This window comes from Amycolatopsis antarctica (genome assembly GCF_002262875.1).
GTDB lineage: Bacteria > Actinomycetota > Actinomycetes > Mycobacteriales > Pseudonocardiaceae > Amycolatopsis > Amycolatopsis antarctica.
This window is the reverse complement of record NZ_NKYE01000018.1, coordinates 99,362-120,518: the sequence shown is the minus strand read 5'-3', so window position 1 is coordinate 120,518 and position 21,157 is coordinate 99,362. Positions and strand designations below refer to the sequence as shown.

Sequence of the window (21,157 nt, the reverse complement as noted above, 5' to 3'; positions counted from 1 at the left end):
CCCATGCCTGACGCACCCGCCCCGACCGGACCTGCCGCGCCGCGTTCTCGCCGGCGACCGGTCACGATCGCTCTGGCCGTTCTCGCCGTCGTCGGGATCGCCGCCGTGCTGTACTCGGCGTTGTCCCCGTCGAGCAAGCAGACCACCTCCCCACCCGCTGCCGACGGCAGTGCGAAGGCCGGGACCACCGCCGCGGCGGGAGCGTTCACCGCCCGAACCCTGCAGGGCGAGCAGGTCGCGGTGCCCGGCTCGCGGCCCAGCGTCCTGTTCTTCTTCTCCATCGGGTGCGGCAGTTGCGGCCCGGCCACCCACACCCTCGCCCAGGTCCAGCAGGCCGTCGGCACGAAGGCGAACTTCGTCGCCATCGACGTCGACCCCGGCGAAACCGAGCAGGACATCACAGACTTCCTCACCGCCAACCAGGCCACCAGCCTCGCCTACGCCAGCGACAGCAACGCCACCCTGATCAGCGCCTACCAGGTCACCCAGCTGTCCACCGCCGTCGTGCTGGACGCCTCCGGCAAACCGGTGTTCCGCGCTGTCGAGCCCACCGCCGACCAGATCCGTGCCGAACTGGCCAAGGTGAGCCAGTGACCGGCCCGCTGCTGGCGCTCGCCTTCGGCGCCGGGATGCTCGCCCCGGTCAACCCCTGCGGGTTCGCCGTGCTGCCCGCCTTCCTCACCTACGCCGTCGACACCGGCGACGGCCAGGCGGACGCGCGTCCCGGCGCTGTGTCCCGGCTGGCCGGTGGCCTGCGCGCCGGGCTCGCGCTGGCCGCCGGGTTCGCCAGCACCTTCACCGTCATCGGACTACTACTCGCCCTCGGCTTGCGTTCCCTGACCGGCGTCATCCCGTGGCTGGCCGCCGCGCTCGGCGCGATCCTGGCCGTAGGCGGCGTGGCCATGGTCGCCGGATGGCACCTGCCGCTGCGGCTACCCACCCGCCGCTCCAGCACCCCCCGTCAAGGCCCGAGGGGCATGGTGGCCTTGGGCGCGGGGTACGCGCTGGCCTCGGCCTCCTGCACGCTCGCGCTGCTGCTCGCGGTGGTCACGCAAGCCTTGGCCAGTACCAACATCTCCGGTGTCCTGGTCGTGTTCGGTGCCTACGCCGCTGGTTCGGCCACCCTGCTGCTGTCGCTGGCGCTGTTCGCCGCGTTCGCTAGCAGTCTGATCAACCGCTTCCTCCGACGGCTGCTGCCCCACATGAAACGCATCACCGGTGCCGTCCTCGCGCTCTCCGGCGGCTACCTGCTCCTGTACTGGCTGCCGCAACTACTCGGCGGACACCCCGGTACCGGGGCACTCACCGGCATCGTTGGCACCGTCTCGGCGTGGATCACCGGACACCAACTCGCCATCGTCATCACCGCGCTCGGCCTCATCCTCGCCACCACCATCGCCGCCCTCGCCGGACGCCGACGCAGCCACACCACCACCGCCACCGCCGAGGACTGCTGCACACCCAACGCACACCTCGAAGAAACCATGGACCAGACACCTGGACACCGCAGCAACTGACCAGCCGGAGGGGACCCGTCGTTCTCGCCGTGACTCCTGAACACAGCGTCAGCTGCAGATCGCCCGCTACAACCGGGAGGATTGGCGCCACTGTGACCGTCTAAACCAAGGTTACTCAGGGCCGTGCTGGCGTTGCGGCTGGCGGAGACGACTGGCGACATAGCTGGCGCGGTCACCGCCGTTCTCCTTGTGCCAGGCGCTGGCGGTGGAGTCGGCGACGCCAAGCAGGTCGGCGAGCATCTTCCAGTGCACGGCACCGACCAACGCGAGCCAGGCTCCGTTGCGCGCCGTGCGGGTGCTGGGAACACCCAGCTTGCGCAGACGCGCTTGCAGGGTGGCCGAGGCCATCGGCTTGTCGGTACGCAGCCCAGGAAACAAGAACGGGGTGGGTCGGTGTCGCAGCGCGGCGGCGAGCGGGCGACGGTCGTCAACCAGCCGTTGCAGCAGTGCGGACAGCCGTGGCCGCAGCCAGAGCGGATCACGGCCGAGTCGTAGACCGAGAACATCGGGTTCATCGGGGTGCACCAGCACGTGATCAGTGGTCAAGTTCACCAAACGCCCACTACTTTGTCCGTACTGCAACACCAGGCAGCCAGCGACCCGATCGGCAAGCGCCAGCGATTCCTCGCTCTCCATCCTGATCGCCAGCAAGACCCGCTCGGCGTCGCTCATGACCTCCCGATCGCCCGTACGGGCCGAGGTGCCGATCGCGACCTGCTCTGGTGCAAGGCCCGTGCTCGCGGCCCACAGCAGGAACGGGCGGGCGTAGGGCTGGCGCGGCCGATTGCGGATCAGCCACCGATCCACCAGAGGCTGGGTCAGCGTGGCTAGCTGGGCGCCGCGGTTACGGACGTGGCCCAGCAGCAGCCGCGCAGCCTCCATCTGACGGCGGAGGTGCTCGCGCTGGTAACGCGTAAAACCGGAATCCTGTTCGGCCCGCTGGTAAGCCAACGGCATCAGATGCCAGCGTATGTAGCGGGCCAGCACGATCTTGTCCTGCTGGTGGACCACCCGCGCCAGCACGAGCTGCACATCGCGGGCCAGTTGGGCAAGTTCTTCCTCACGGGGCGGAAGGATCTCGGCGAGCACGAGCAAGCCACGCAGATGCTGCACCTCCGTGGTCTGGCGCAGCTCGTCCAACGCCTCGTGCGAGCATGCCAGCTCACCGGTCACCATCCGACGGATGAGCTGCCCACCGGGCCGCCGCAGATACCAGCACAGCGAGTACGGGTTGTCGTAGTGAGCCAGCAGTTCGACCAACGGAGCCAACCACGACGCGGGTTGCCCATCAGATTGGGTGAACAGCTCCACCAGATCCCGCTGGGCCGTGCAGGACGGGCACCGCCCACGCAGCAGCCGCCCCATCGCCCCGCACGTCGGACAGTGGTAGGAGAAACTGACACCCGCGCAGTCGGGACACAGCGGACCAGCGGCCTCGCGGCGGAACACACCGGCCACCTGCCCGCATCGGTGGCAGGGCCCGTGTGTGAGTCGAACAGCGTCCACACAGGACAGACACGCTGGACCTTCCGGCCATCGACGTTCCGCGCGCGCCGTGGTACCGCAGCGAGCGCAGGGCACCCGCGCAGCGGAATAACACGGCACGCACCGGGATGCGCCGTCCACCTCGGCAGCCGGCATCGACGGCCGTTGACCGCAGTCGGTGCACGGCGGACCGGGACGCACCACCTCCCAGCACGCCTTGCACCACGGCCCGAGGTCATCACGAGCGCAGACGATCCGGCTGGCCCCGCAGCCCGAGCACGGCTCCGCCTGGTCACGACGCCGACACTGATCGCACCACGGCTCGCCGTCGGCATCGCGGTAGGCCACCGCCAGTAGCCGGCGGCAGCTGCGGCATGGTTGACGCGGGCTGGCCTGCTGGGCGCAGGCTCGGCAGACCCCGGTCGAGAGGACGCCGACCTTGCGGGTCTTGCCGCAGCGTGGACACAGCACCACTGGCGCCCGCCGGTGGTCGCACTTCTCGCACAGCGGCCCGTCCTCGGTGACCCGACTGACCGGTTTGTCCTCACCGCAATCCAGGCACCGGCGTAGCGGCCGGGCATGCTCACGCTGGTAGCACGCCTTGCACACCGGGTGCCCCTGGTCGCGGACAGCGATCGGCGCCGTTCGCCCGCACCGCGAGCACGGCTCGGCCAGATGCCTCTGGCGGCACCGCTCGCACCACGGCCCCTCATCAGTGTGGGCGGCGGGCAACGCGACCGTTCCGCAGACCCAGCACGGCTCACGGGGCAGCGTCTTGCGGTGGCAGGTGTAACACATCCGGCCCTGCGGGGTGTTCTTGGTGGACTTCAGTGTCCGCGCGCACACGCAGCAGGGTTGTGGCACGCGTCGTTCGCGCTGCCAGCACCGCGAGCACACCGGCAACCCGTTGCGGCGAGCGGCTATCCGTCCCGTACGACCGCACGCCGAACAGGGCTCGGCTCTGCGCTTGCCTGTGCAGGTCTGACACCAAGCGCCCTCGGGCGTGCGTCCAACCGGGACGGTCAGTCGACCACAACCGCAGCAGGTTTCCTTGTCCCGACTGCGGTGGTAGCACGTGTGACACAGCCCCCTGGTGACCAGAGCCCGGTCGCGGTGGCATTCAGCGCAGACTCCTCTGCCCTTCACCGTCAGCGCCCCTCGTCGGTCAGCTCTCGGCGTCGAAGAAGTTGGCCGACAGCAGCGGTCCGTCCGGCAGGACAGGTCGCGGACCGCTCGGAGTTGCCGACACGCCCTGGTCCGCCGGTTCGATCCTGACCACGAGGTCCTCGAAGCGGCACTCCAGGATCTCGCAGAGCGCCAGGATCAGCTCGACCGACATCTTCGGCGGTTTGTCGGTCTTGACCAGCCGGTAGATGGAGCTGCGATCGAACACGAAGCCGCGCTTGCGTAGCTCCGGGATGAGTTTGGTGGTCGTGGTCCAACTCTTGCGCACCGCCATCAGTTGCAGCAGCCGCCACTCGTAGCAGGGCTGCAGCGCCTCCAGCTCGACCCGCGGCTGATCGCCAGGGTCGGGAGTGGAGACAGCCTTCATCGCGCCTTCCTCCGGTTCGCGGACGACCGTGGCGGTTCCTGATCGTCGAAGGCGTCGTCCATATCGGCCTCCGCCTCGGCCTGCGCACACGCCCGACGCAAGGCGTCCTCCTCGGCAGCGTCCAGGGCGTGCCGCACCTGAAGATTCTTGAAATCGCTACTGACGGCAGTATAAATAGCAGTGGTCGCCGCATGGGAATGGCCAACCTGGTCAGTGACAAATTGGGCGTCGTACCCCGATTCGATAAGCCTGGTCACGTACGTGTGCCGCAAACAATGGGGAGACAGATAGTCCGCCAGGTGCGCCAACTCGCGCCAATGCTTGAATCGATCATTCACCGATCGTAGCGATATCATCTCACCGCGCTCGGTGGGGAACATGACTCCGTCGTCGTCCCGATCGACGTAGAACAACGGTCGAATGTCGTGCATGTAGAACTGGACGGTCTGCACGGCCCACGGCCAGACCGAGATCACCGTGCGCCGCCGCGGGGGTTGCCCGGCGCTGGCCTTGCCCCATCGCACAGCCAGCGCCGCGTGGTCGCCGAACTCGGGCAGCTTGGCCTGACGCCGCCAGTCGTGGGTTTCCAGTCGAGCAGCTTCTCGCCGGCGGAGGCCCCAGCCGTAGACGACGCTAAATAGTGCCAAATCGCGCGCCGCGGCGAGCGCACCCTTGTGTCCCTCGGCCTGCAAGCGTCGGATCTCCGGATCCATCTGCCCGAAAAATGCTTTGGTTTCGGTCCGAGTCAGCGGCCGGTTTCCGCTCGGACGTCCCATGTATTCCTGGGAATGGCGCACCGAGTTCAGATCGCGGATCGCGTTGGCCGGGAAGGTGCCGAACAGTTCCAGGCAGACTTGCGGCCATTCGTAGGCGGGGTCGGTGATGTAGGTCAGGAAATGCCGCAGATGCAGTTGATAGCTGGACATCGTGGACGCGGCCTTCGAGTCGGCCAGCATTGCCGACCACCGATCAAACAGCGCGCGGTTCCACGACGACTCCCAAGGGTAGGCGTCCGCGAACGTCTGCACCTGGCGGGCAACCCGTTCCCGCTCCTTGATGGTGTCCATCGACAGGCGACGGGCGCGTTGGTGCTGGGCGAAGCCGGTCAGCATCTTCTCGAACGCCGCCTCCGCTGGCCGCAGCATCGGCACACCCGGCACCACATGCAGCGTGGCCAGCCCCGCGACAGCGGCGTCGCCCCCGCCTGGCTTGCGTAGCCGACTCACCATCGACAATCACGCTCCGCATCGTCAGGTGCCGCCAACTCGTGCCCAATTGGTGCGCTCAGCGCATCAGTGATGGGTACAGTACACCAGTCTCAGGAACGTGCAGCGTGGCGCCACCACGGCGCGTCGTGCCGTGTGCTACAACTCGACATCGAACGGAACGGACACCGCCGAGATGGCGGTCCGCATCAATCGCGCGGCGATGCGTCCTGCGCATCATTGCCCACAGTTCCTCAACCGTGCGTGAGACTCCTGGGCACGCAGGCCCATGCAGTTGAGTACCCGTGCGGGCCGGTCGATCGCGCCTAGCTCGTTGACCAGCTGCGTGATGAGTTTCCTTGCTGGGCCACGCTTCTGGTCAGATGTGCAGTAGCGAGCTGTGGCCGACGGCCAGCGCCCGCGCTGGCGGACTTGGGTCAGCAGGTCTCCCTGCTCGCGGTGGCGCTCCTCGTATCGGACACCGTAGTGCAGGGCTTGCCGCCTGGCGAGGTCGGCGGTTCCTGGCCACTCGACGTGTCCCAGCGCGCAGTGCAGGACCGTGACGCGGTCCAGGACTCCCGCGTCAGATGCGCGGCGGCAGACGAGGTCCAGCATGGCCTGGGAATCCTTGCCGCCACTGGAATTTACCAGAATGATGTCGTAGCCAGTCAGGTTCGGATCGTCCGGCTTCTCGTGGTGCTTCTGGTGGCCCATGTGCGATCACCCGACGATCTCGATGCCGTCGAGGCGACGCACATGCTCGACCTCGTCGTCCTCCACGCAACACATCGCGTCGTCGAGAACCGTCGGGTTCTTCTGCAGCAGGTCCCGCAACTCGTCGAGCGTTGCGCTCGCGGCGAGCTGCTGGCGGGCTCGGTCCACGTCCTGGTTTACGGCTGACGGATCAGGCGTGAAGACGGCGCGGGCCTCGTCCACGGTGAGTGTCATCGTGAACTCCTGCATGAATGTCCACGAGATACGGAATTCTTGGGTGCTCATAGGGATTTCCAATCAGAACGGGGCCGCCCGGGGACGGCAGCGGATGCCGTCCCCACGGGCAGATTGGTTGTCATTGAGGTGGCCGAAAGCGAACGACGAGCCAGGATGCGCGTGCGATGCTGGCGGGTTTCGGTCGACCGCGAAGCCAGTCGGGCCTAGTACTCGGGTGTTGTCCAGCTGGAGCAGTTAGGCCAGAGCCTTCGGCGCCTTCTGCGTGGGCGGCGAGGAGGGCGCGGGAGCCGATGGTTCGGAAGCTTCGAGGGCTTCCAGCTTCCGTCGCACGGCCGTGAGCGACTTGTACGGGTGGCCTGTGGCTCCGTGGTCCTGGGCCGCCTGGCTTTGCAAGTAGGAGACCATGATCGCGGCTTCTTTCGCGCTCATATCGAAGACAGCAGTGGTCGCAGTCAGCCGGACTTTTTCCGCTTGCTCCCTGCTCATCGTTTCCCTGAGCGCCCGAACGTTGTCGTTGGTGAGTTTGGTCAGTTTCGTTTCGGTCATTGCTGTTTTCCTTTCTTTTCTTCCGTTCCCGTCGGGACTGTCGCCGCTCGTCGGCTATCGATCGGGGCCGATCTCGGCCAGGTAGTCGTCCTGGCCGTCGCTGATGGCGGCGGCGAGGTCGATGTCGAGAGCGTCGGCAAGGTGGTGCAGATCTGCGAGAAAGTCGCCCATGAGGGCGTGGAAGGTCTCGTAGCCGTGGCCGACCTGTGCGGCATAGGCGTTAATGGCCGTTGCCGCGAATCCGGCTTTACGAGTGTTGTCGTGAATGATGTCGTCGCGGTTGGCGGTGTCCCGCGGCTCGCCATCACCTGCGAACATCGCCGGGTCTAGGTCGTCGATAGCGATAGACCCAAGGCGGCGTACTCGATGTGACTTGTCATGCATGGCTTTCCTCCGTTTCCGTTGTTGTTCGACCAGTCCTCAGCGCAGGGGCTGAGCCGGTCAGGGTTGGTCTTGAAAGCGCGGAGGGGGCCGTCAGAGACGGCCCCCTCGTTCCGCGATGGCCGGACGTCCGGCGTCGTGGTCAGCTACCGGTCCGGTCAGTCGGCGCGCTCCCACTCGAAGCTGGCACCGATCGAGAAGCGACCGTCCTCGGCGGCGGTGATCCGGGCAGGCAGGTAGCCGTCTTCGCCGATGGCCTGGTGGTCGACCAGGACGATCGTGTCGCCCTCCCAGTAGGCGAGGTCAGATCCCCCCGGGTACTTTCGGGCGGTGTCGCGAATCCAGGCGACGACCACCTCGGCCACGGTGCGCCGGAAGCGCGGGCATCCAGCCCTGCTCCACCCATAGATCTCCGAGGCGAGCGAAGGAAAGACGGGGTCCGTTCCGTCGATGTTGATCGTGACCAGGATTTCGCCATCTTCGGGTACGAGCCGGACGGAGTCGGCCAGTAGACCGGCATCAGCCTGCGGATCCGATGGCGGAACGGTGAGTATCCAGCACCACCCGCGATAGCCGATCGCGTAGCGGTCGTTCTCGTCCGGCTCGATCCGATCCGGCCTGTGCTCTTCGGTTTCGAGGACTGTCAGCACGTCGCCGTCGAAAGTGGCGGTGTCGGTCCATTTTCCGGGATCGTGGTCGTGCATCGTGTTGAGCCACGTGGCGATGGACTCCGCGACAGTGCGCCGAAACCGGGGCACAGTGAATCCATTCCAACGATTCTCTTCGATGGTTGCCGGGAACACCTGTGTGGTGTCGAGTAGGGCGACGTACACCTCGCCGTCTGTCGCGGTGAGATTCGGTGTGTACATGGCAGATCCTTTCCTTGCACAAAAGGGGTTATCGGGTGGAGGTGATCGGCTGGGTGGTCCAGTCATAGAGATCGCGCGCCATACGGTCGTGTTGGCGGCAGTAGAGGGTGTGCGGTGCGCTGCTGGCCTGCCGGGTTGCGCGCCGGTGGCAGTAGCGCGGCGGGCGTCCGTTGCCGAATTCGGTTTGCCAGGCGCACACCCGGAGGCGGCGGAGGAAGACCACGAGGCCGGGTCCACCGTTGACGCCGAACCATCTGCCGCCGTCGCCGTCGGTGGCGTGCCAGGTGAAGCGGGTCCAGCGGTGCCCGGTGGGCGTGAAGGCGTGTTCGCCGGCCTGGTGGCGGTCCGCTGGGTCGATGGTGGCGAGATGCCCACCGGACCAGGTTGTGAGCGTGGTGCTGTCGTAGGCGATGTAGGCGGCGAAGCGGGTCGCGTGGTTGAGTGCGTCGCGCTGTCGTTCGTCGGTGCAGGCGTAGCAGGCGGTCGTGCCGGTGGCGGGGTCGGTCGCGAATCCGGTGCCGATTCCGTCGGGCACCGGAATGTGGCCGCAGTCGAGTCGAGTGGCCGAGGGTGCGATGGTCGTGGTGTTCATGGCGATTTCCCTTACTGTGGGGAATGAAATGAGTAGATGCGCGCCTGTGTGCACGGTGACCCGTATTTCGTCGACGGGGCGGGTTCTGGAGTTCGTGCATCAGTTGATCCGGTCAGTGCCGGGGCGCCTCGTATGCCTCGACGATCTCCGGTGGCATCTGGTCTGTGGTGCGGTGGCCGCGCAGCTTGTGCCAGGCGACGGTCCAGGTGGCCTCTTTCTCTCCCGGCCGTGGCGGGGGGAAGACCGGATTCGGCACGGTCACCGACTTCTTGTTGACTCGCCGTACTCGCATCCACATGTTGGTGTAGAGCACCCAGTCGCCTGTGCTCACGGTGTCCGGCCCCAGCGTGGACGCCTTGCCCTCGGCCTGGAGCTGGGCGTAGACGCCATTCCAGTAGTCGATCTGCTCGGTGAGGGTGGTGATTTCGCGCCGCAGGTAGACCGCGCGCGCTTCGCTGGGGTGCTGGATTCCCCAGCGGTGCCGCGGCTGGCCGTTCTCGCCGGGCTCGGTCACCCAGCCCGGTTCGCCGTCGAGTTCGCGCTGAAGACGCCGACGGTCGGCTTCCTGCTTCTCGATCCGGTTGGCGACGGTGACCGGGTTGTGGCGGGCACCCATGTGGTGCGACGCGGTCTCGGCGCGGCGGGCCAGCTCGTCGGCGTACTCGCCTTGCTTGATGGATTTGCCGAGCTGGTTCCAGGCACGCTCGCGACGGTTGCGGTCGGCCTTGTAGCTGTGGTGACCGACCAGCAGCGGCTGGCCCATCGGGATGTTGTGGAACACCTGGTCGGCTTTCGCCCGCGTGGCATCAGCCTGGGCCTGATGGTTCCCGGCGCGCTCGGTGAGCCGGTCGACCCGGTCGTCCATCCGGTCGGCGAGATCGGTTTCCTGCTGTTCGACGCTGGGCATCGTGTCGTTGATCTCGCGCTCGACGGTGTAGCCCGCCTCGGTGAGCACGCGCTCGATCTCGGCGATGGCGTACGGCTTGGACTGGCGATGCCGGGAGGATCGCAGCAGCCACGCCGTGGCGTAGCGAGACCAGGTCCACGACGGATGGGCCTTGAGCGCCGCGTGCGCGGGACTGTTACGAGTGGTTCCCTCGACGGTGGTGCCGGACTCGTAGTCGTGGTGGATTGTCAGAGTTCCCAAGGACATGGCGATGTGCCTCCTGCATTTTGTTTCGCATGTAGTGCGTGGCTGTGTTGTTCGGGCCGCTGATATCCGGGCGGGTCAGTGGTCCTGGTCCCATCCCATGCGGGCGGCCCACGCACGGAGTGCGCGTGCGGCCTCATGGGGTGTGCCGTAGGTGGGTTCTTCGGCGGCGGGCAGGTCGGGCCGGGTGCTGCCGCCGGTGAGGTCGCGGGCGGTGTAGCGCTCGTGGTGCCCTTCGGTGACGCGGCGAACGGTGCCGATGCCGAGTCCGTTGACCGTGATCGGCCATGCGTGGGTGAAGGCGAACCGCTCGTGCTCGGGGGCGGTGGCGCGGTGGTGTTCGGGCCAGCGGTACGCGGCCCACCAGTTGGTGACCGTGACGTCGATGACGCGGTCTCCGGCGTCGACGATGGAGATCACGAGGTCCCGCGCGGCGGTGGCACCGATCAGGTCGGCCAGCCGGGCGTAGGCGTCGCGCGCGGCGGCGAGTCGCGCGAGGATCTGTGCCGACTCGCTGCGGAGGCTGTCCGCGTCCATCTCGCCGATCGCGTCGGTACGAGCGTCGTAGGCGTCGCGGTCGGTCATTCCGGGTGTCCAGCATGGAACCAGCGCGTTGATGCAGTCCAGGCACGTGCTGCATCGGTAGACGCTGGGGCGTGACACGGCGATGGAGATTCCCATGCCGATGTTGTCGCACCCGGGGGTTCCGCATTCGCCGCTCATGGTGCCTTTACTCATGTTTCCTCTGTCCTTTCTGGATTGGAGTCGCGGGCTGGGTGGTCAGGACCAGTTACTCCACCAGCTGCGGACGTCGGAGGGCCCGGTGTCGTAGCACTCGGTGACGACCTGTTCCAGGTCAGCGGTGGGGTTGTTGAGGCGGGTGAGCGCGGCGTTCACGACGAGATTGATCAGGTCGTCGTCACGGTCGCTCGTCGTCACTTCGTCGATTACGAGGTCGGCACCATCGTTGACAGCGCGGGAAACCTGGTCTCGGGTGAATCGAGGCGTCTCCGAGTCCTGCGGTGCCGATGTCCTGTCCGGTTCGGGTTCGGTGGGCTGGTCGGTGTGCGGGAACGTCGCGAGGAAAGCGGCAACCTTGGCGGCGTCGTCCGAGGCGACCGAGAAGGCGAACGCCACGGGCCTGCTGTTGCGGGGCACCGTGGCGGTGCCGGCCAGTGGCCCCTGGTAGCGCACGATTGCTTCCTGCGGGTCGTGGCCGAGGGGGCTGGGGCCCGGCGTGTGGACGGTCGCGCCGAGCGGGTCCGCGATGGCGTGCGCCAGCTGGTCACGCGCGGCGGCCTGCTCATCGAGTCGTTGTTTCAGCTCGCGGGTTTCGGCGAGGGTGACCCGGTAGCCGGGCAGCAATCGCCGGACGGTCTCGGCGGCGACGGTTTCGGGCGTCTTGGCCGGGGACACCGTGATTTCATGTGGTGGCACCGGGTTTCCGTGGCGGTGCCGGATCGTCGCTAGTGTGGCCGGGAGGCTGGCGGAGAGCCGGAGCCGTGGTGTCTTCTCCCAGTCGGAGTAGAACACGTGAAGCTGTTCGCCGTCGGGGCCGATGAGGTATCGGTCGCGGTGCCCGTGGTGGCCGGGTTCGACCGTCCATGTTCCGTCGAGCGCGTCCGCCATCGCTGCCGCGAATGCCTGCATATCCATGGGTTGGTTTCCTTCCCGTGTCGGGTTTTGTGGTGCGCCGGAATTTGGTTCGGGCACCGGTGGTGGCCATTTCGCGGCCACGGCACCCGCGCGGCGCAGGGCCGCGCGGGCACCGAAGCGGCGACGGTCCTTGTCAGACCGAAGTCAGCACCTTGCCGAGCGTCGTCACGGTGTCCTGGTCGAGCGCGTCGGCCTTGCCGTCGACAGCGCGGGACATGTTGCGTTCGGCGCGGGAGGCGTTGCGCACGATCGCTTCGTGATGGGTGTAGGTGTTGATGGCCTGCACCACTCCCCACGCGGTACCGCGCCAGGGGCTGACGCGGTTGTCGCTGTTCCACAACCGGTTGAGCGCGGCCCGCTCGTTCGTCGCGGTGGTGCGGGCGCGTCCCTTGTCCTCGGGCACGGGGGTGTGCGCGTCCAAGAAGGCGCGCCATGCCTGGTCGGTCACGGTCGTTTCGCACAGGGCCTTGACTTCGGCGGCGAATTCCTCGGCGACGGTGTGGACCATCGCGAGCGCGTCGCGGGCCTCCACGATGCGGAACTTGCCGTTCTTGGAGTGCTTGACCTTGAACTGCTGGCCGTACTCGCGCAGACCGGCCGACATGGTGTTGTCGCACACCACGTTGGTGACGGTCCGCTTGTAGGTGGTGGCAAGGCTGCCGTCGTGGCTGGTGCAGGCGACCAGGTTCGGCCGGAACTCCACGCCTTCCGGCGTGGTGATGTTCTCGGGCACTTCTACGCTCACCCATGCCTGTCGGCGGTCGCGCAGCAGGCCCGCGGAACCGATCGATAGACCGTCGTCGAGGATCGTGCCGACCTTGTTGAGTAGCCATTCCTGGTACTGGTGCACGGTGTAGCCGTCGGCGAAGATCCCGAGGACGTCGCCGGTGTCGGATGCGGTGATGGCTTGCTTGTTCGGCACGTGGCGCAGACCGAACTTGCCTGAGACGAGCACCGGTTCCGGTTCGGCGGTCCAGTGGAACAGGCGGCGCTGCACGTCGGCGACCGGGATGGCGCCGGGGTAATGGTTGGACTCGCTGCCCTGCGCGGACGCCCGGTAGTGCCACGCGTGGCCGCGCTTGTCGGTGTATCCGATCAAAACATTGTTGTTGAGCCATTCGCTGGTTTCTTTGGACATGACGAACCCACTTTCGTTATCGGAGGTGATATCGGAAACCGTTGTGCGGTCACGGCGTCCGCACGCGAACGCGCGCGGCACCGAAACGGCACAACATGGTGTGCCTAGTTGCCGTAGTGCGATTGCATTGCTTTTTCTGCCCGACTCAGTGCGGCACGTTTCGAAAGCCACTGTTCGGCATCACTGAAGTGTCGGTGCCATTGCTCGGTTTCGTCGGGCTCAACCGAGCAGAACGCCAACCCGCGCCATAATCCGCGCCAGCGAAGGATCACGCGCACGTGTCCGTGCTCGGTGGCGTAGGCGAATACGGTTTCGTTGTCGGACCCTTCATGTCCTTGTGGTCCCGACTCGGTGAGGTAACGTACAGCCAGGCTCACCATAAGTTCATGGCAGACGCCCATGATGGACAGTGTTTGGTACGCGCGCCGGACTCCGTGTTGGTCGGCGTAGTCACGAAAGATCGCGTATTGCCGGTCCTGCTCACTTCCGGTGGCCGGATTGTTAGTATCCACGGTGCGCCTCCTTTTCCGGGCACTTCTCGACCGGTCGTGTTCGCTACGCCACGTTTTTGCCGTAGGGGTAGACAAGGGGGTAACAGTGCTCGCAGCCCCGCAGGGTTTCGCGAACGTCGGACATGGTCACGGCGTGATTACCGTGCCGGTATCCATCGATCATTACGGAAATGCATTCGCAGTCGTCTTCTGCGTAGCATTCGGCGCAGTCGTAATGCAGCGGCTCATCAAACGTTGTCGCGAGCCACTTGTCACACTCGGCGCATTCCCGATAGCCCAGATTGGACATAATGCGGTCGATATCCCAGCTGTGACAGTCGGTGCACAAAGTCTGTCCGTCATCGCTGAGCGCAGACACAACGTCGGCTGCGATGTCTTCCGGAACGTCGTAGGAATCGATCAGCACGCGCGCGGCATTCTCCGATTCCCGCTCGGACAGGTCTTCGTCGTCGAGCAGGGGGTATCCCGCGAGAGAGTCGCCGATACGGGTAGCAGCCTCACGCGCGGCGGAATCGCCGTAGTCATAGGCAAGAAGACCGTTCCACTCTGCCGCTTTCCCTGGTGCCGCTTCCTCCATGAGCCGCATTGCCGCTCGCCCGTTGGACACGTCCACCATATGGGAGCATTGGTGCCCGGTGAGGTAGTCGCCAGGAATTGGCAGTGGATCACCGCCCGATCCGAGCACGAATCCGAAACCGGACCATTCATTGTCTCGGGCACAGTCTTCACCGTCCCATGTCCCGTAACGGTAATTTTGGCTGAAGTACAAGAGTGCATTTTCAGAGAAAGAAATTTCAGAGTTGTTCACGATTGACACTCCCAGCAGGCGCGGATTAGTTACGGGTCACAGGCCGCATGCGGCAAAGAAGCGGTCCCGGTTAAAACGGGGGTTTACGGATTTGAAGTACGCGCACAAGGCGTCGGCAAGCGCTTTTCGTTCGTCGTCTGCGACTACTTCCCGACGTACGGAATCCGCAATTTCTTTGAAGTCCTTGCGTGTCATGACATATCCTCCAATGATGTTGTAGTTGCACGTGCTTGGCGGTTCAGGCCAGTTGCGAACTGGTACGGGCCGAAATATGGACACGTCGGGTGCGGTTCATGCAAAGGGGATCATCTTCTATGTCCGTGCAATGCGGAATCGCAAGCGATAGCGCCCGGTCGACCGGTAGCGCATTCCCTGAACCTCCCTAAAAGGGAAGCCGTTATGTCTAGTACACAACGCAGGGAACCATGCCCGTAAGACATAGCGTGCTATGAACGACGAAAACGCGACGCGCTTAAGAGAGTCGTTCAATGTCGGCAACCGCTTTACACAATCCGGACGCCCACACGTTGTGACGTTTGTCGGTGCTAGACCACCATGTAGTTATCTTGGGGACACGCCTCTGGCAGGCATGCCTTTTATGCGCGCTACTCCGCTCTATAGCAAGGGATTCACATAACGGGGCTGCAAGCGCAGTTACTACGCACCTCAGACTAGAAATGCGCGTTTGGCTACGCGTCGTTCCCCACTACTGCCCTGCACGGTTTCGCTGCTGTCCGCGCGGCCCAAGCCGCTGCCCGCGCTGTGCGGGTCTTATGGTTCGTAACGACCAAACCTTCAAGGGAAGAAAGGAAGGAGATCGCTCGCGGGACGCCGTGCCCCGGTCCTCACGCCCTTCTCTGCCTCATCCCCTTCGGTCTGTCTCGGTTACATGTCTAGGTTGACACACTGCCTAGACACTTTCAAGCTTCAGCCGGGTTCCGTTATCTCGCTGTTACCTTCGGCGTCGACCTTGCTACTCAGGGCCTGTCGGGCCCTTGAGCTGGGAAGACGCAGAGGAAGAGACGCCCCGCACAGCGGCAGCCAGCGCCCACGCCCGCGACCCGCACAGCGGCAGCCAGCGCCCACGCCCGCGACCCGCACAGCGGCAGCCAGCGCCCACGCCCGCGACCCGCACAGCGGCAGCCAGCGCCCACGCCCGCGACCCGCACGGAGCTTGGAATCTGTACGAATTCCTCTTTTAGATAGTTCGCGGTTTTCGACTCGTACCACTTGCAGTTACGCCGCTCATGTGGTTGTCAATATCTACAGCGCATGTTTCCTTGTCGTTAGAATTTATCTCGCGCGCAAGAAATAGGCAGAAAGCGCTATGCGGCCAACTGGAATCATGAGGAAAAAAGAAGAAAGAGTACAGGAAAAAAGAATAATAAAGAAGTTGCCTACAGCAGAACAGAACTTGCGAACGGAAGGCAATGCGAACCATCAGAGAGACAACACACCACCCAAGCCGACTGTTCACGTGCCTGCCGGCACCGAAGTCGAGGGGCGCGGAGGAAGTGGGTTGCCCGGCGTTGGCCTGCAACAAGGCTTTGACGCACCCCTTCCTCTCTAGTAGGACTCCGGAAAGGAAGACAGAGAGGAAGGCCGAAAAGAAGGTGGACGGGCGAGAGGTCTACCGGCTCTCGCCGCCGCGTCCGTTCCGATTGCACACGCGGCGGAGTGTCGGCCTTGAGTTCTGCTGCCGATCTCCTCCGCGGCTGCCACCACTGAGTCCCTGAATACACGAATAGGTTCGTGTCACTGCGGTCAAGCTCCCGCAAGGAATTAGTCCAGTATAACCAAGTTGTCCCGTGAAGGGCAGTCTCCCGAGCTAATCTCCGGAGATTATTCGGTTGCGATGAAGATCGACTATTCCCTGTGAGAGGCACTGGGTTCGTTTAGCTGGCTTGCCGATCGGATATGTTATTTCTTGGCTGTTGCAGGGCGTCAGCGAGGCTGAGGGTGCTTCGGGCGGGGCGTTGGTCGAGATCGGCCAGCGATGTGGTGAGCAGGTGCAGGGTGCGTGGGATGCTGTCGTTCTGGCCGAGTCGCGCTTGCAGGCGCATGAGGTCGCGGTAGATCGCCTCGTTGTAGGGGTCGAGGTGGCGGGCCTGTTCCAGCAGGGCGAGTGCTTGTTCGGGGCTGTCGGTTCTGATCTTGCGGATCAGGGTGCTGAGCGCGTCGAGGACGTCGCGCCGGAGTGCTTCGCGGGGTCCGTCGATCCAGTCGGCGGTGATGCCTTCGGCGAGGTCTCCGCGGTACAGCTCGGTGACGCGGTGTGCTGCCGCGACGGCATTCGTTGCCGAGGCCTGACGGCAGGCGGTGTTGGCGTCGTGGAGCTGCCAGAGGTCGGTGGTCAGGATCGTCTGGTCGAGCCGGTAGTGGCTGTCCTGGTTGACGATGATGTCGAGGGTGTTGTCCTCGTGTGCCCGGCGAAGGGCGCGGCGTAGCTGGGACAGGGTCGCGTGGAAACTGTTGTAGGGGCGTTCGCCGGGAGCGTCCGGCCAGAGCGCGGCGCTGAGGGTTTCGCGTCGGCACCCGTCACGGTGCAGCGCCAGGTAGACCAGGATTTCGCGTTGCCGCGGAGCGAGAACGTCGATGAGGTCGCGGGGTTCGGGGTTCGCTCTGGTCAGGTGCAGCCGGCCGAGCACCTGCAGGTGCAGCGGTGGGGCCGGGGATGGAGCTGTGGCCAGAGCTGGCGCGGTCGTCCGGTTGTCGTCGCGCCGGGCGGCCGAGGGGCACGGGTGGTTGCTGACCTCCGGCGAGGGTGGCTCCGTCGTCTCTGTTTTAGCCGGTCCGGACGGTCCGGTCGTCGGGTGCTCGCCGGGGTTGTCGCTGGCGGCCCCCGCTGCTGGTGGGGTCACGGCTGCGGCGTCGGGTGCTTCTGTGGCGAATTCGTATGCGGAGACGAGTGGTTGGGCGTTTGCCGCCGTGCTCTCAGGCCCGCTTTGCCGCTGTGTGCCCGATTCCGCGGCACTGCTGGCGGCGATACGGTCTCGGGTTGGGTCGCTGCCGGAGTCGGCCGCGTGGAGGAGTGCGAGCAGGTCACGGGCGTCGGTGTCCGGCAGTGTGAACAGTCGGGCGCCGGCCAAGTCTTCGCGCAGGGTGGGGCTGGTCGCTTCGACGGTGCCGTTGTCGCGCACGCGCGCGGTGCCGCCGGGGTGCCAGGGGCCGAGGAACACTCCGGCCAGGCCGAGGTGCGAGCCGTTGTCGAGGACGGCGTGCGCGCGCCGGTTCGTGTCTGTGGTGGGCGTGGCCACGACCACAGCGGGTCCGGTGTCGCCGCGCGGAAATGCCGTGTTCGCTGGTGAGTTGTCCCGCGCGAGGTCGCTGGTGTCGGTGCGGGCGACCAGCTCGGCCTCCAACGTCCCCAGGGCTGCGGGTAGGTCATCGACGATGCGCAGCCGGGCCGGGACGGGATCGGGCAGGTCGTGTCCGAAGAGTGCGCGGGCATCGTCGGCGGGCATCACGATCATGGCGTCGAGGCCGTCGCTGGTGGCCTGTGCGAGCAGGGTCATGATCAGGGCCCGTGCGGCGGCGTGAGCACCGGGGCCGGTCAATCCCAGTCCGCGCGTGCCGACGAGGTCGAGCGCGATGGCGTGCCCGTCGCGTACGCCGAACGAGGTGTCCGGAGGTGCCGGGAGCACAGCACGGACCGTGGCCTGGACTCGGTCGCGGGCGTGGATGTCGGCCGGTCGTGCGTGTCCAGGTGGTTCGGTCGGGTTGTCGTCGTCGGCCGACTGGGGCGCCGCGGTGTCGTGGGCGATGCGCAGTGCGCGGACGACCGGCAGACCGGCAGGGTCAGCGTCGTCGCGTGCGCCGGGGAGATACCAGCGGCGGCGCCGGAGTCGGACAGTGATCATCGCGAGGGTGATCAAGGCAGCCAGCCCGAGGCCGACAAACGCACCGGTAGGCAAGGCGATACCGGCTCCGGGCTGTGCCTCGGGCATGTCCGGTTGTTCTCCTCGAGATACGGACGGAGAGGAGGGCTGCTCGGCGGGGGTCGCCGGGGCCTCTGGAGCAGGCGGGGGTATCGGGCTGTTCGGCGGTGTCGCGGGCTGCTCTGGCGGTGCTTGGGCGGGAAGGACGAGGTGCCAGCCGGGCAGGAGTTGGTCGGGGTGGCGCAGCGCGCGGCCGTCGGGTTGGGTGCGGCCGGCGTTGAGGTCGAAGATCGCGGGCCAGGAGTCCGGATCGCCGAGTTCTCGTTCAGCGATGGCCGAGAGCGTGTCGGTGGGCTCGACGGTGACGGTGCGCCCGCTCGCTGTAGTGATGTCCGCGGGATGGGGCAGGGCGACGGCATCCGGTGGGAACAGCAGCGTCCACCCCGGTTCCAGGTCGCCGGGGTTGTCGGCGAGCAGGGCGGGGCTGAGCCGCACGATTTCGTGGTAGCGGGTGCCGCGGCCGAGGTGGCGTTCGGCCAGATCCCACAAGGTGTCGCCGTGTACCACCGTGTAGGGCACAGCGTCTTCGGTTCGCGCCGCTGCGGGAATCGGCGTGGTCGCGGTGCCGACGGTGTGGGCGGCCTGATCGGGTGCGGTGTCCGCCGCGGAGATCCGGGCTGCCGTGATGGGGTGTTCGTGTGGCCGTGGTGGCGCGGTGGCCGCAACTGGTGTTGCGGCGGCGGTCGATGCGGCTGCGGTACCGGTGGAGGTGGCCACGAGAACGGCGGCCACGAGCCCGGCGATCCATCGGCCACGGGGCACTCGGCGAAGCAGGCCGCGGGCGGTACGGACGCCGTGTCCGGTCTGGCGGATCACTTCGACCATGACGGAAAGGGTCAGCAGCAGCCAGCCGGCCCACGCTACGGCCACGACCAGCCAGATCACGAGGTCACCGGTGAGCCACGCCCACCGCAGCGTGTTCCAGATCCGTTCGGGCCACTGGTCGATCGGAGTGGGACCGGGCCAGTGGTCGGGAAGCAGGTGGGCGGGGTCGGCGCCGAGCGCGAGAAGCCCGCACGGTATCCCGGCAATGAACACGAGCAGGGCCAGCGCGGCGCAGGCCCCGCGAATCCGCTGTGCTGGTGCGGTCGTCATGGGAGGTCGCCGGTCCGTGTGCCGACGCCGAGTTCGGCCGACGCGGTGCCGGTGGCCTCGGCGGTACCGCCGAGCAGCCCGATGGGGGTGGGCTCGGCGACGGTGACGGTCACGCGGACCGCGCGCGGTCCGGCGACGCTGACCTGACCGGGATACCCGGCACGGGCGAGGTAGTCGGCGGCCGTGCGCGCTGCGGCTGTCGTGTCGATGCTGACCGCGGGGCTGCGGGTGTCCACGGCGGTGTTGGCCGCGCGGGCGGCTTCGGCGGCCAGCGCGTCGGCGCGGGCGATGACGCGCAACCGCGCAGAGCCATCCACCACCAAAGCGAAGACGAGCAGCAGCGCGGGCACCAGGACGGCCACGATCACGCTGACCGAACCCGTGTCCCGCGGCCTTGTCCGTGTCGTCATGGGATGCCTCGATATGGGTCGGTGGGGCTGGTAAACGTGCTCGTGATCGTGTCCGTGCCGCCGGGGACCGGAAGTGCGAGATCGCTCAGCGCGACCTGACACGTCAGGCTTGCCCGGACCTGTCCGGCACGGCCGACCGCGATCTGGCTGGCGTCGACCGACACGCTGGAGGTTTGACACGTCACGCCCTCGCGGTCGAGCCGTTCGCGGGCAACGCGAGTTCCAGCCTGTTGCGCCGCGTCGGGGCTGCGCGCGATCGAGGCAGCTCGCGCTGCTGCGGTGGCGGCGTTGTCGACCGCTTGCTGTGCCGAGCTGACCCGGGCACCGGCAATGATCAGCAGCCCGACGAAGAGCACGGCAGGCACGAGGACCGCGGCCTCGACGCTGACCGAACCCGTGTCACTCCAGCAGCGCGACCAGCCATGATGTGTCCGGTTTCGGGACCTCATGAGCCGTCTCCAGCCGCCAGCGCGGGCACGGTGAAGCGCTCTTTTACGGCGTGCGCGGATGCGGCGACGCGGATATCCAGGCCCGGGACAGGAATCAGGCGGATGGCGGTGCCCGACACCTCCACTTGGACGGTGTCCGCGGTGACGGTGGTGTGGACGTCGGGAGCGGTGAGGACGCCGCGGCCGGCGCGGGTGGCGAACGAGTGCGCGGCCTCGGCCGCCGTGACGCTCGTGCCATCGACCGGACGTCCAGCCTCCACCCCGGCCTGGGCGGCTTGCGCGGCGACGGCATGGGCGTGCCACCACAAGCCGCCCTGCACCGCCGAGAGGATCAACACCAGGGCAATGGGGAACAGAATGGCCAAGCCGACCGACTCTGCTCCGCCGTCGCGGACTTGAATTGTGCCGGTACTTCTTGCCACCTGCTCATGTTTCGGGTTGCCAGGCCGGATGGTGTGCATCACTGGGCCACCGAGACGCTTGCCGCCGGAGAGTCCGCGGTGGGTGTCGGAGCCGCAGCGAGGGGACGTGGCGTAGGCACCGTCTTCGCGGCGGTGGTTTTCGGCGGCGGTAGGGCTTTCTTCGCGCGGGAACCGCTATTGGCAGGCTTCTTTCGCTTCGTCGACGCCGGGTTGCCCGTATCGAGCCAGCGGGCGAGGTCGGTAGCAGGCACTTCGGTGAACTGCGCTAGCTCGTCAATATCGATGACGTCGCTGGATTCGGCGAGAACCTCGCCGAGTTCTCGTTCGACCTCGTTCAGCTGGGCAGCGATCTCGGCGTGACGCGCGGCGAGATCGCCGACTCGTTGTGCCGCAGCGGATCGTTTAGCGCTACGGGGTGCGTCAGCCTCTGCGACACGACGTTCGATCTCCTCGTCGGTAGGCATCTTGACTCCTTCGTCTC

23 protein-coding genes are annotated in these 21,157 nt (G+C 66.4%); 2 read left to right on the top strand and 21 right to left on the bottom strand.

Annotated elements, in window-relative coordinates; all coding sequences use genetic code 11:
- The first annotated feature begins 3 nt into the window (after positions 1-3).
- Positions 4-594 (top strand): TlpA family protein disulfide reductase, encoded by a 591-nt coding sequence (locus CFN78_RS24135; protein WP_094865220.1) that lies wholly within the window; start codon positions 4-6, stop codon positions 592-594.
- Positions 591-1,517 (top strand): cytochrome c biogenesis CcdA family protein, encoded by a 927-nt coding sequence (locus tag CFN78_RS24130; RefSeq protein ID WP_094865218.1) that lies wholly within the window; start codon positions 591-593, stop codon positions 1,515-1,517. Before CFN78_RS24135 ends, CFN78_RS24130 begins: the two co-directional genes overlap by 4 nt.
- Positions 1,518-1,628: 111 nt before the next feature.
- Here the strand turns inward: CFN78_RS24130 and CFN78_RS24125 are convergent, their stop codons facing one another.
- From CFN78_RS24125 to CFN78_RS24035, 21 genes are all read right to left on the bottom strand, one after another.
- Positions 1,629-2,882 carry a hypothetical protein gene (locus CFN78_RS24125; RefSeq protein WP_133116451.1) on the bottom strand — a complete coding sequence of 418 codons (1,254 nt, stop codon included), beginning with the start codon at positions 2,880-2,882 and terminating at the stop codon, positions 1,629-1,631.
- Between the two features lie 1,285 nt (positions 2,883-4,167).
- Positions 4,168-4,554 carry a helix-turn-helix domain-containing protein gene (locus CFN78_RS24120; RefSeq protein ID WP_094865216.1) on the bottom strand — a complete coding sequence of 129 codons (387 nt, stop codon included), beginning with the start codon at positions 4,552-4,554 and terminating at the stop codon, positions 4,168-4,170.
- Positions 4,551-5,783, bottom strand: coding sequence for a tyrosine-type recombinase/integrase (locus tag CFN78_RS24115; RefSeq protein WP_094865214.1), 1,233 nt, complete (start codon positions 5,781-5,783; stop codon positions 4,551-4,553). The genes CFN78_RS24120 and CFN78_RS24115 overlap by 4 nt, the downstream gene beginning before the upstream one ends.
- A gap of 213 nt (positions 5,784-5,996) precedes the next feature.
- A complete protein-coding gene (locus CFN78_RS24110; RefSeq protein ID WP_240519661.1) occupies positions 5,997-6,473 on the bottom strand; it encodes a phosphoadenosine phosphosulfate reductase domain-containing protein in 477 nt (158 codons plus the stop codon).
- 6 nt (positions 6,474-6,479) lie between these two features.
- Positions 6,480-6,707, bottom strand: coding sequence for a hypothetical protein (locus CFN78_RS24105; RefSeq protein ID WP_133116449.1), 228 nt, complete (start codon positions 6,705-6,707; stop codon positions 6,480-6,482).
- Between the two features lie 237 nt (positions 6,708-6,944).
- Positions 6,945-7,256, bottom strand: coding sequence for a hypothetical protein (locus CFN78_RS24100; RefSeq protein ID WP_094865209.1), 312 nt, complete (start codon positions 7,254-7,256; stop codon positions 6,945-6,947).
- A gap of 54 nt (positions 7,257-7,310) precedes the next feature.
- The gene (locus tag CFN78_RS24095) at positions 7,311-7,640 is read right to left on the bottom strand and encodes a hypothetical protein (RefSeq protein ID WP_094865206.1); all 330 of its coding nucleotides are present in this window, start codon (positions 7,638-7,640) and stop codon (positions 7,311-7,313) included.
- 155 nt (positions 7,641-7,795) lie between these two features.
- Positions 7,796-8,470, bottom strand: coding sequence for a hypothetical protein (locus CFN78_RS24090; protein WP_133116448.1), 675 nt, complete (start codon positions 8,468-8,470; stop codon positions 7,796-7,798).
- A gap of 64 nt (positions 8,471-8,534) precedes the next feature.
- Positions 8,535-9,098 carry a hypothetical protein gene (locus CFN78_RS24085; protein WP_094865201.1) on the bottom strand — a complete coding sequence of 188 codons (564 nt, stop codon included), beginning with the start codon at positions 9,096-9,098 and terminating at the stop codon, positions 8,535-8,537.
- 112 nt (positions 9,099-9,210) lie between these two features.
- Complete coding sequence (locus CFN78_RS24080; protein WP_094865199.1) at positions 9,211-10,251, bottom strand: DUF3560 domain-containing protein; 1,041 nt, start codon at positions 10,249-10,251, stop codon at positions 9,211-9,213.
- A gap of 75 nt (positions 10,252-10,326) precedes the next feature.
- A complete protein-coding gene (locus CFN78_RS24075) occupies positions 10,327-10,833 on the bottom strand; it encodes a hypothetical protein (RefSeq protein ID WP_133116447.1) in 507 nt (168 codons plus the stop codon).
- Positions 10,834-11,028: 195 nt separating this feature from the next.
- The gene (locus CFN78_RS24070) at positions 11,029-11,904 is read right to left on the bottom strand and encodes a hypothetical protein (protein WP_133116446.1); all 876 of its coding nucleotides are present in this window, start codon (positions 11,902-11,904) and stop codon (positions 11,029-11,031) included.
- A gap of 133 nt (positions 11,905-12,037) precedes the next feature.
- Complete coding sequence (locus tag CFN78_RS24065) at positions 12,038-13,123, bottom strand: DUF932 domain-containing protein (protein ID WP_240519660.1); 1,086 nt, start codon at positions 13,121-13,123, stop codon at positions 12,038-12,040.
- A 23-nt stretch (positions 13,124-13,146) separates the two neighbouring features.
- The gene (locus CFN78_RS28865) at positions 13,147-13,554 is read right to left on the bottom strand and encodes a hypothetical protein (RefSeq protein ID WP_133116445.1); all 408 of its coding nucleotides are present in this window, start codon (positions 13,552-13,554) and stop codon (positions 13,147-13,149) included.
- Between the two features lie 43 nt (positions 13,555-13,597).
- A complete protein-coding gene (locus CFN78_RS24060; protein WP_133116444.1) occupies positions 13,598-14,362 on the bottom strand; it encodes a hypothetical protein in 765 nt (254 codons plus the stop codon).
- 36 nt (positions 14,363-14,398) lie between these two features.
- The gene (locus CFN78_RS29320; RefSeq protein WP_165777684.1) at positions 14,399-14,557 is read right to left on the bottom strand and encodes a hypothetical protein; all 159 of its coding nucleotides are present in this window, start codon (positions 14,555-14,557) and stop codon (positions 14,399-14,401) included.
- Between the two features lie 1,700 nt (positions 14,558-16,257).
- Entirely contained in the window at positions 16,258-19,395 is a 3,138-nt protein-coding gene (locus tag CFN78_RS24055; protein WP_094865191.1) for a BTAD domain-containing putative transcriptional regulator, read from the bottom strand.
- Positions 19,392-19,805, bottom strand: coding sequence for a hypothetical protein (locus CFN78_RS24050; protein ID WP_094865189.1), 414 nt, complete (start codon positions 19,803-19,805; stop codon positions 19,392-19,394). The genes CFN78_RS24055 and CFN78_RS24050 overlap by 4 nt, the downstream gene beginning before the upstream one ends.
- Positions 19,802-20,254, bottom strand: a complete 453-nt coding sequence (locus CFN78_RS24045) for a TadE family protein (protein WP_094865187.1) — start codon at positions 20,252-20,254, stop codon at positions 19,802-19,804. The genes CFN78_RS24050 and CFN78_RS24045 overlap by 4 nt, the downstream gene beginning before the upstream one ends.
- Positions 20,251-20,619 carry a TadE/TadG family type IV pilus assembly protein gene (locus tag CFN78_RS24040; RefSeq protein ID WP_240519659.1) on the bottom strand — a complete coding sequence of 123 codons (369 nt, stop codon included), beginning with the start codon at positions 20,617-20,619 and terminating at the stop codon, positions 20,251-20,253. The genes CFN78_RS24045 and CFN78_RS24040 overlap by 4 nt, the downstream gene beginning before the upstream one ends.
- A gap of 95 nt (positions 20,620-20,714) precedes the next feature.
- Positions 20,715-21,140: a hypothetical protein gene (locus CFN78_RS24035; protein ID WP_094865185.1), complete on the bottom strand. Its 426-nt coding sequence runs from the start codon at positions 21,138-21,140 to the stop codon at positions 20,715-20,717.
- Positions 21,141-21,157: the final 17 nt, after the last annotated feature.

Bases quoted from the DNA above. Each gene is read 5' to 3' on its own strand.
- CFN78_RS24135 (WP_094865220.1), top strand. From the start codon at position 4: ATGCCTGACGCACCCGCCCCGACCGGACCTGCCGCGCCGCGTTCTCGC.
- CFN78_RS24125 (WP_133116451.1), bottom strand. From the start codon at position 2,882: ATGGGGCGGCTGCTGCGTGGGCGGTGCCCGTCCTGCACGGCCCAGCGG.
- CFN78_RS24120 (WP_094865216.1), bottom strand. From the start codon at position 4,554: ATGAAGGCTGTCTCCACTCCCGACCCTGGCGATCAGCCGCGGGTCGAG.
- CFN78_RS24115 (WP_094865214.1), bottom strand. From the start codon at position 5,783: ATGGTGAGTCGGCTACGCAAGCCAGGCGGGGGCGACGCCGCTGTCGCG.
- CFN78_RS24110 (WP_240519661.1), bottom strand. From the start codon at position 6,473: ATGGGCCACCAGAAGCACCACGAGAAGCCGGACGATCCGAACCTGACT.
- CFN78_RS24105 (WP_133116449.1), bottom strand. From the start codon at position 6,707: ATGACACTCACCGTGGACGAGGCCCGCGCCGTCTTCACGCCTGATCCG.
- CFN78_RS24100 (WP_094865209.1), bottom strand. From the start codon at position 7,256: ATGACCGAAACGAAACTGACCAAACTCACCAACGACAACGTTCGGGCG.
- CFN78_RS24095 (WP_094865206.1), bottom strand. From the start codon at position 7,640: ATGCATGACAAGTCACATCGAGTACGCCGCCTTGGGTCTATCGCTATC.
- CFN78_RS24085 (WP_094865201.1), bottom strand. From the start codon at position 9,098: ATGAACACCACGACCATCGCACCCTCGGCCACTCGACTCGACTGCGGC.
- CFN78_RS24080 (WP_094865199.1), bottom strand. From the start codon at position 10,251: ATGTCCTTGGGAACTCTGACAATCCACCACGACTACGAGTCCGGCACC.
- CFN78_RS24075 (WP_133116447.1), bottom strand. From the start codon at position 10,833: ATGACCGACCGCGACGCCTACGACGCTCGTACCGACGCGATCGGCGAG.
- CFN78_RS24070 (WP_133116446.1), bottom strand. From the start codon at position 11,904: ATGGATATGCAGGCATTCGCGGCAGCGATGGCGGACGCGCTCGACGGA.
- CFN78_RS29320 (WP_165777684.1), bottom strand. From the start codon at position 14,557: ATGACACGCAAGGACTTCAAAGAAATTGCGGATTCCGTACGTCGGGAA.
- CFN78_RS24055 (WP_094865191.1), bottom strand. From the start codon at position 19,395: ATGACGACCGCACCAGCACAGCGGATTCGCGGGGCCTGCGCCGCGCTG.
- CFN78_RS24050 (WP_094865189.1), bottom strand. From the start codon at position 19,805: ATGACGACACGGACAAGGCCGCGGGACACGGGTTCGGTCAGCGTGATC.
- CFN78_RS24045 (WP_094865187.1), bottom strand. From the start codon at position 20,254: ATGAGGTCCCGAAACCGGACACATCATGGCTGGTCGCGCTGCTGGAGT.
- CFN78_RS24035 (WP_094865185.1), bottom strand. From the start codon at position 21,140: ATGCCTACCGACGAGGAGATCGAACGTCGTGTCGCAGAGGCTGACGCA.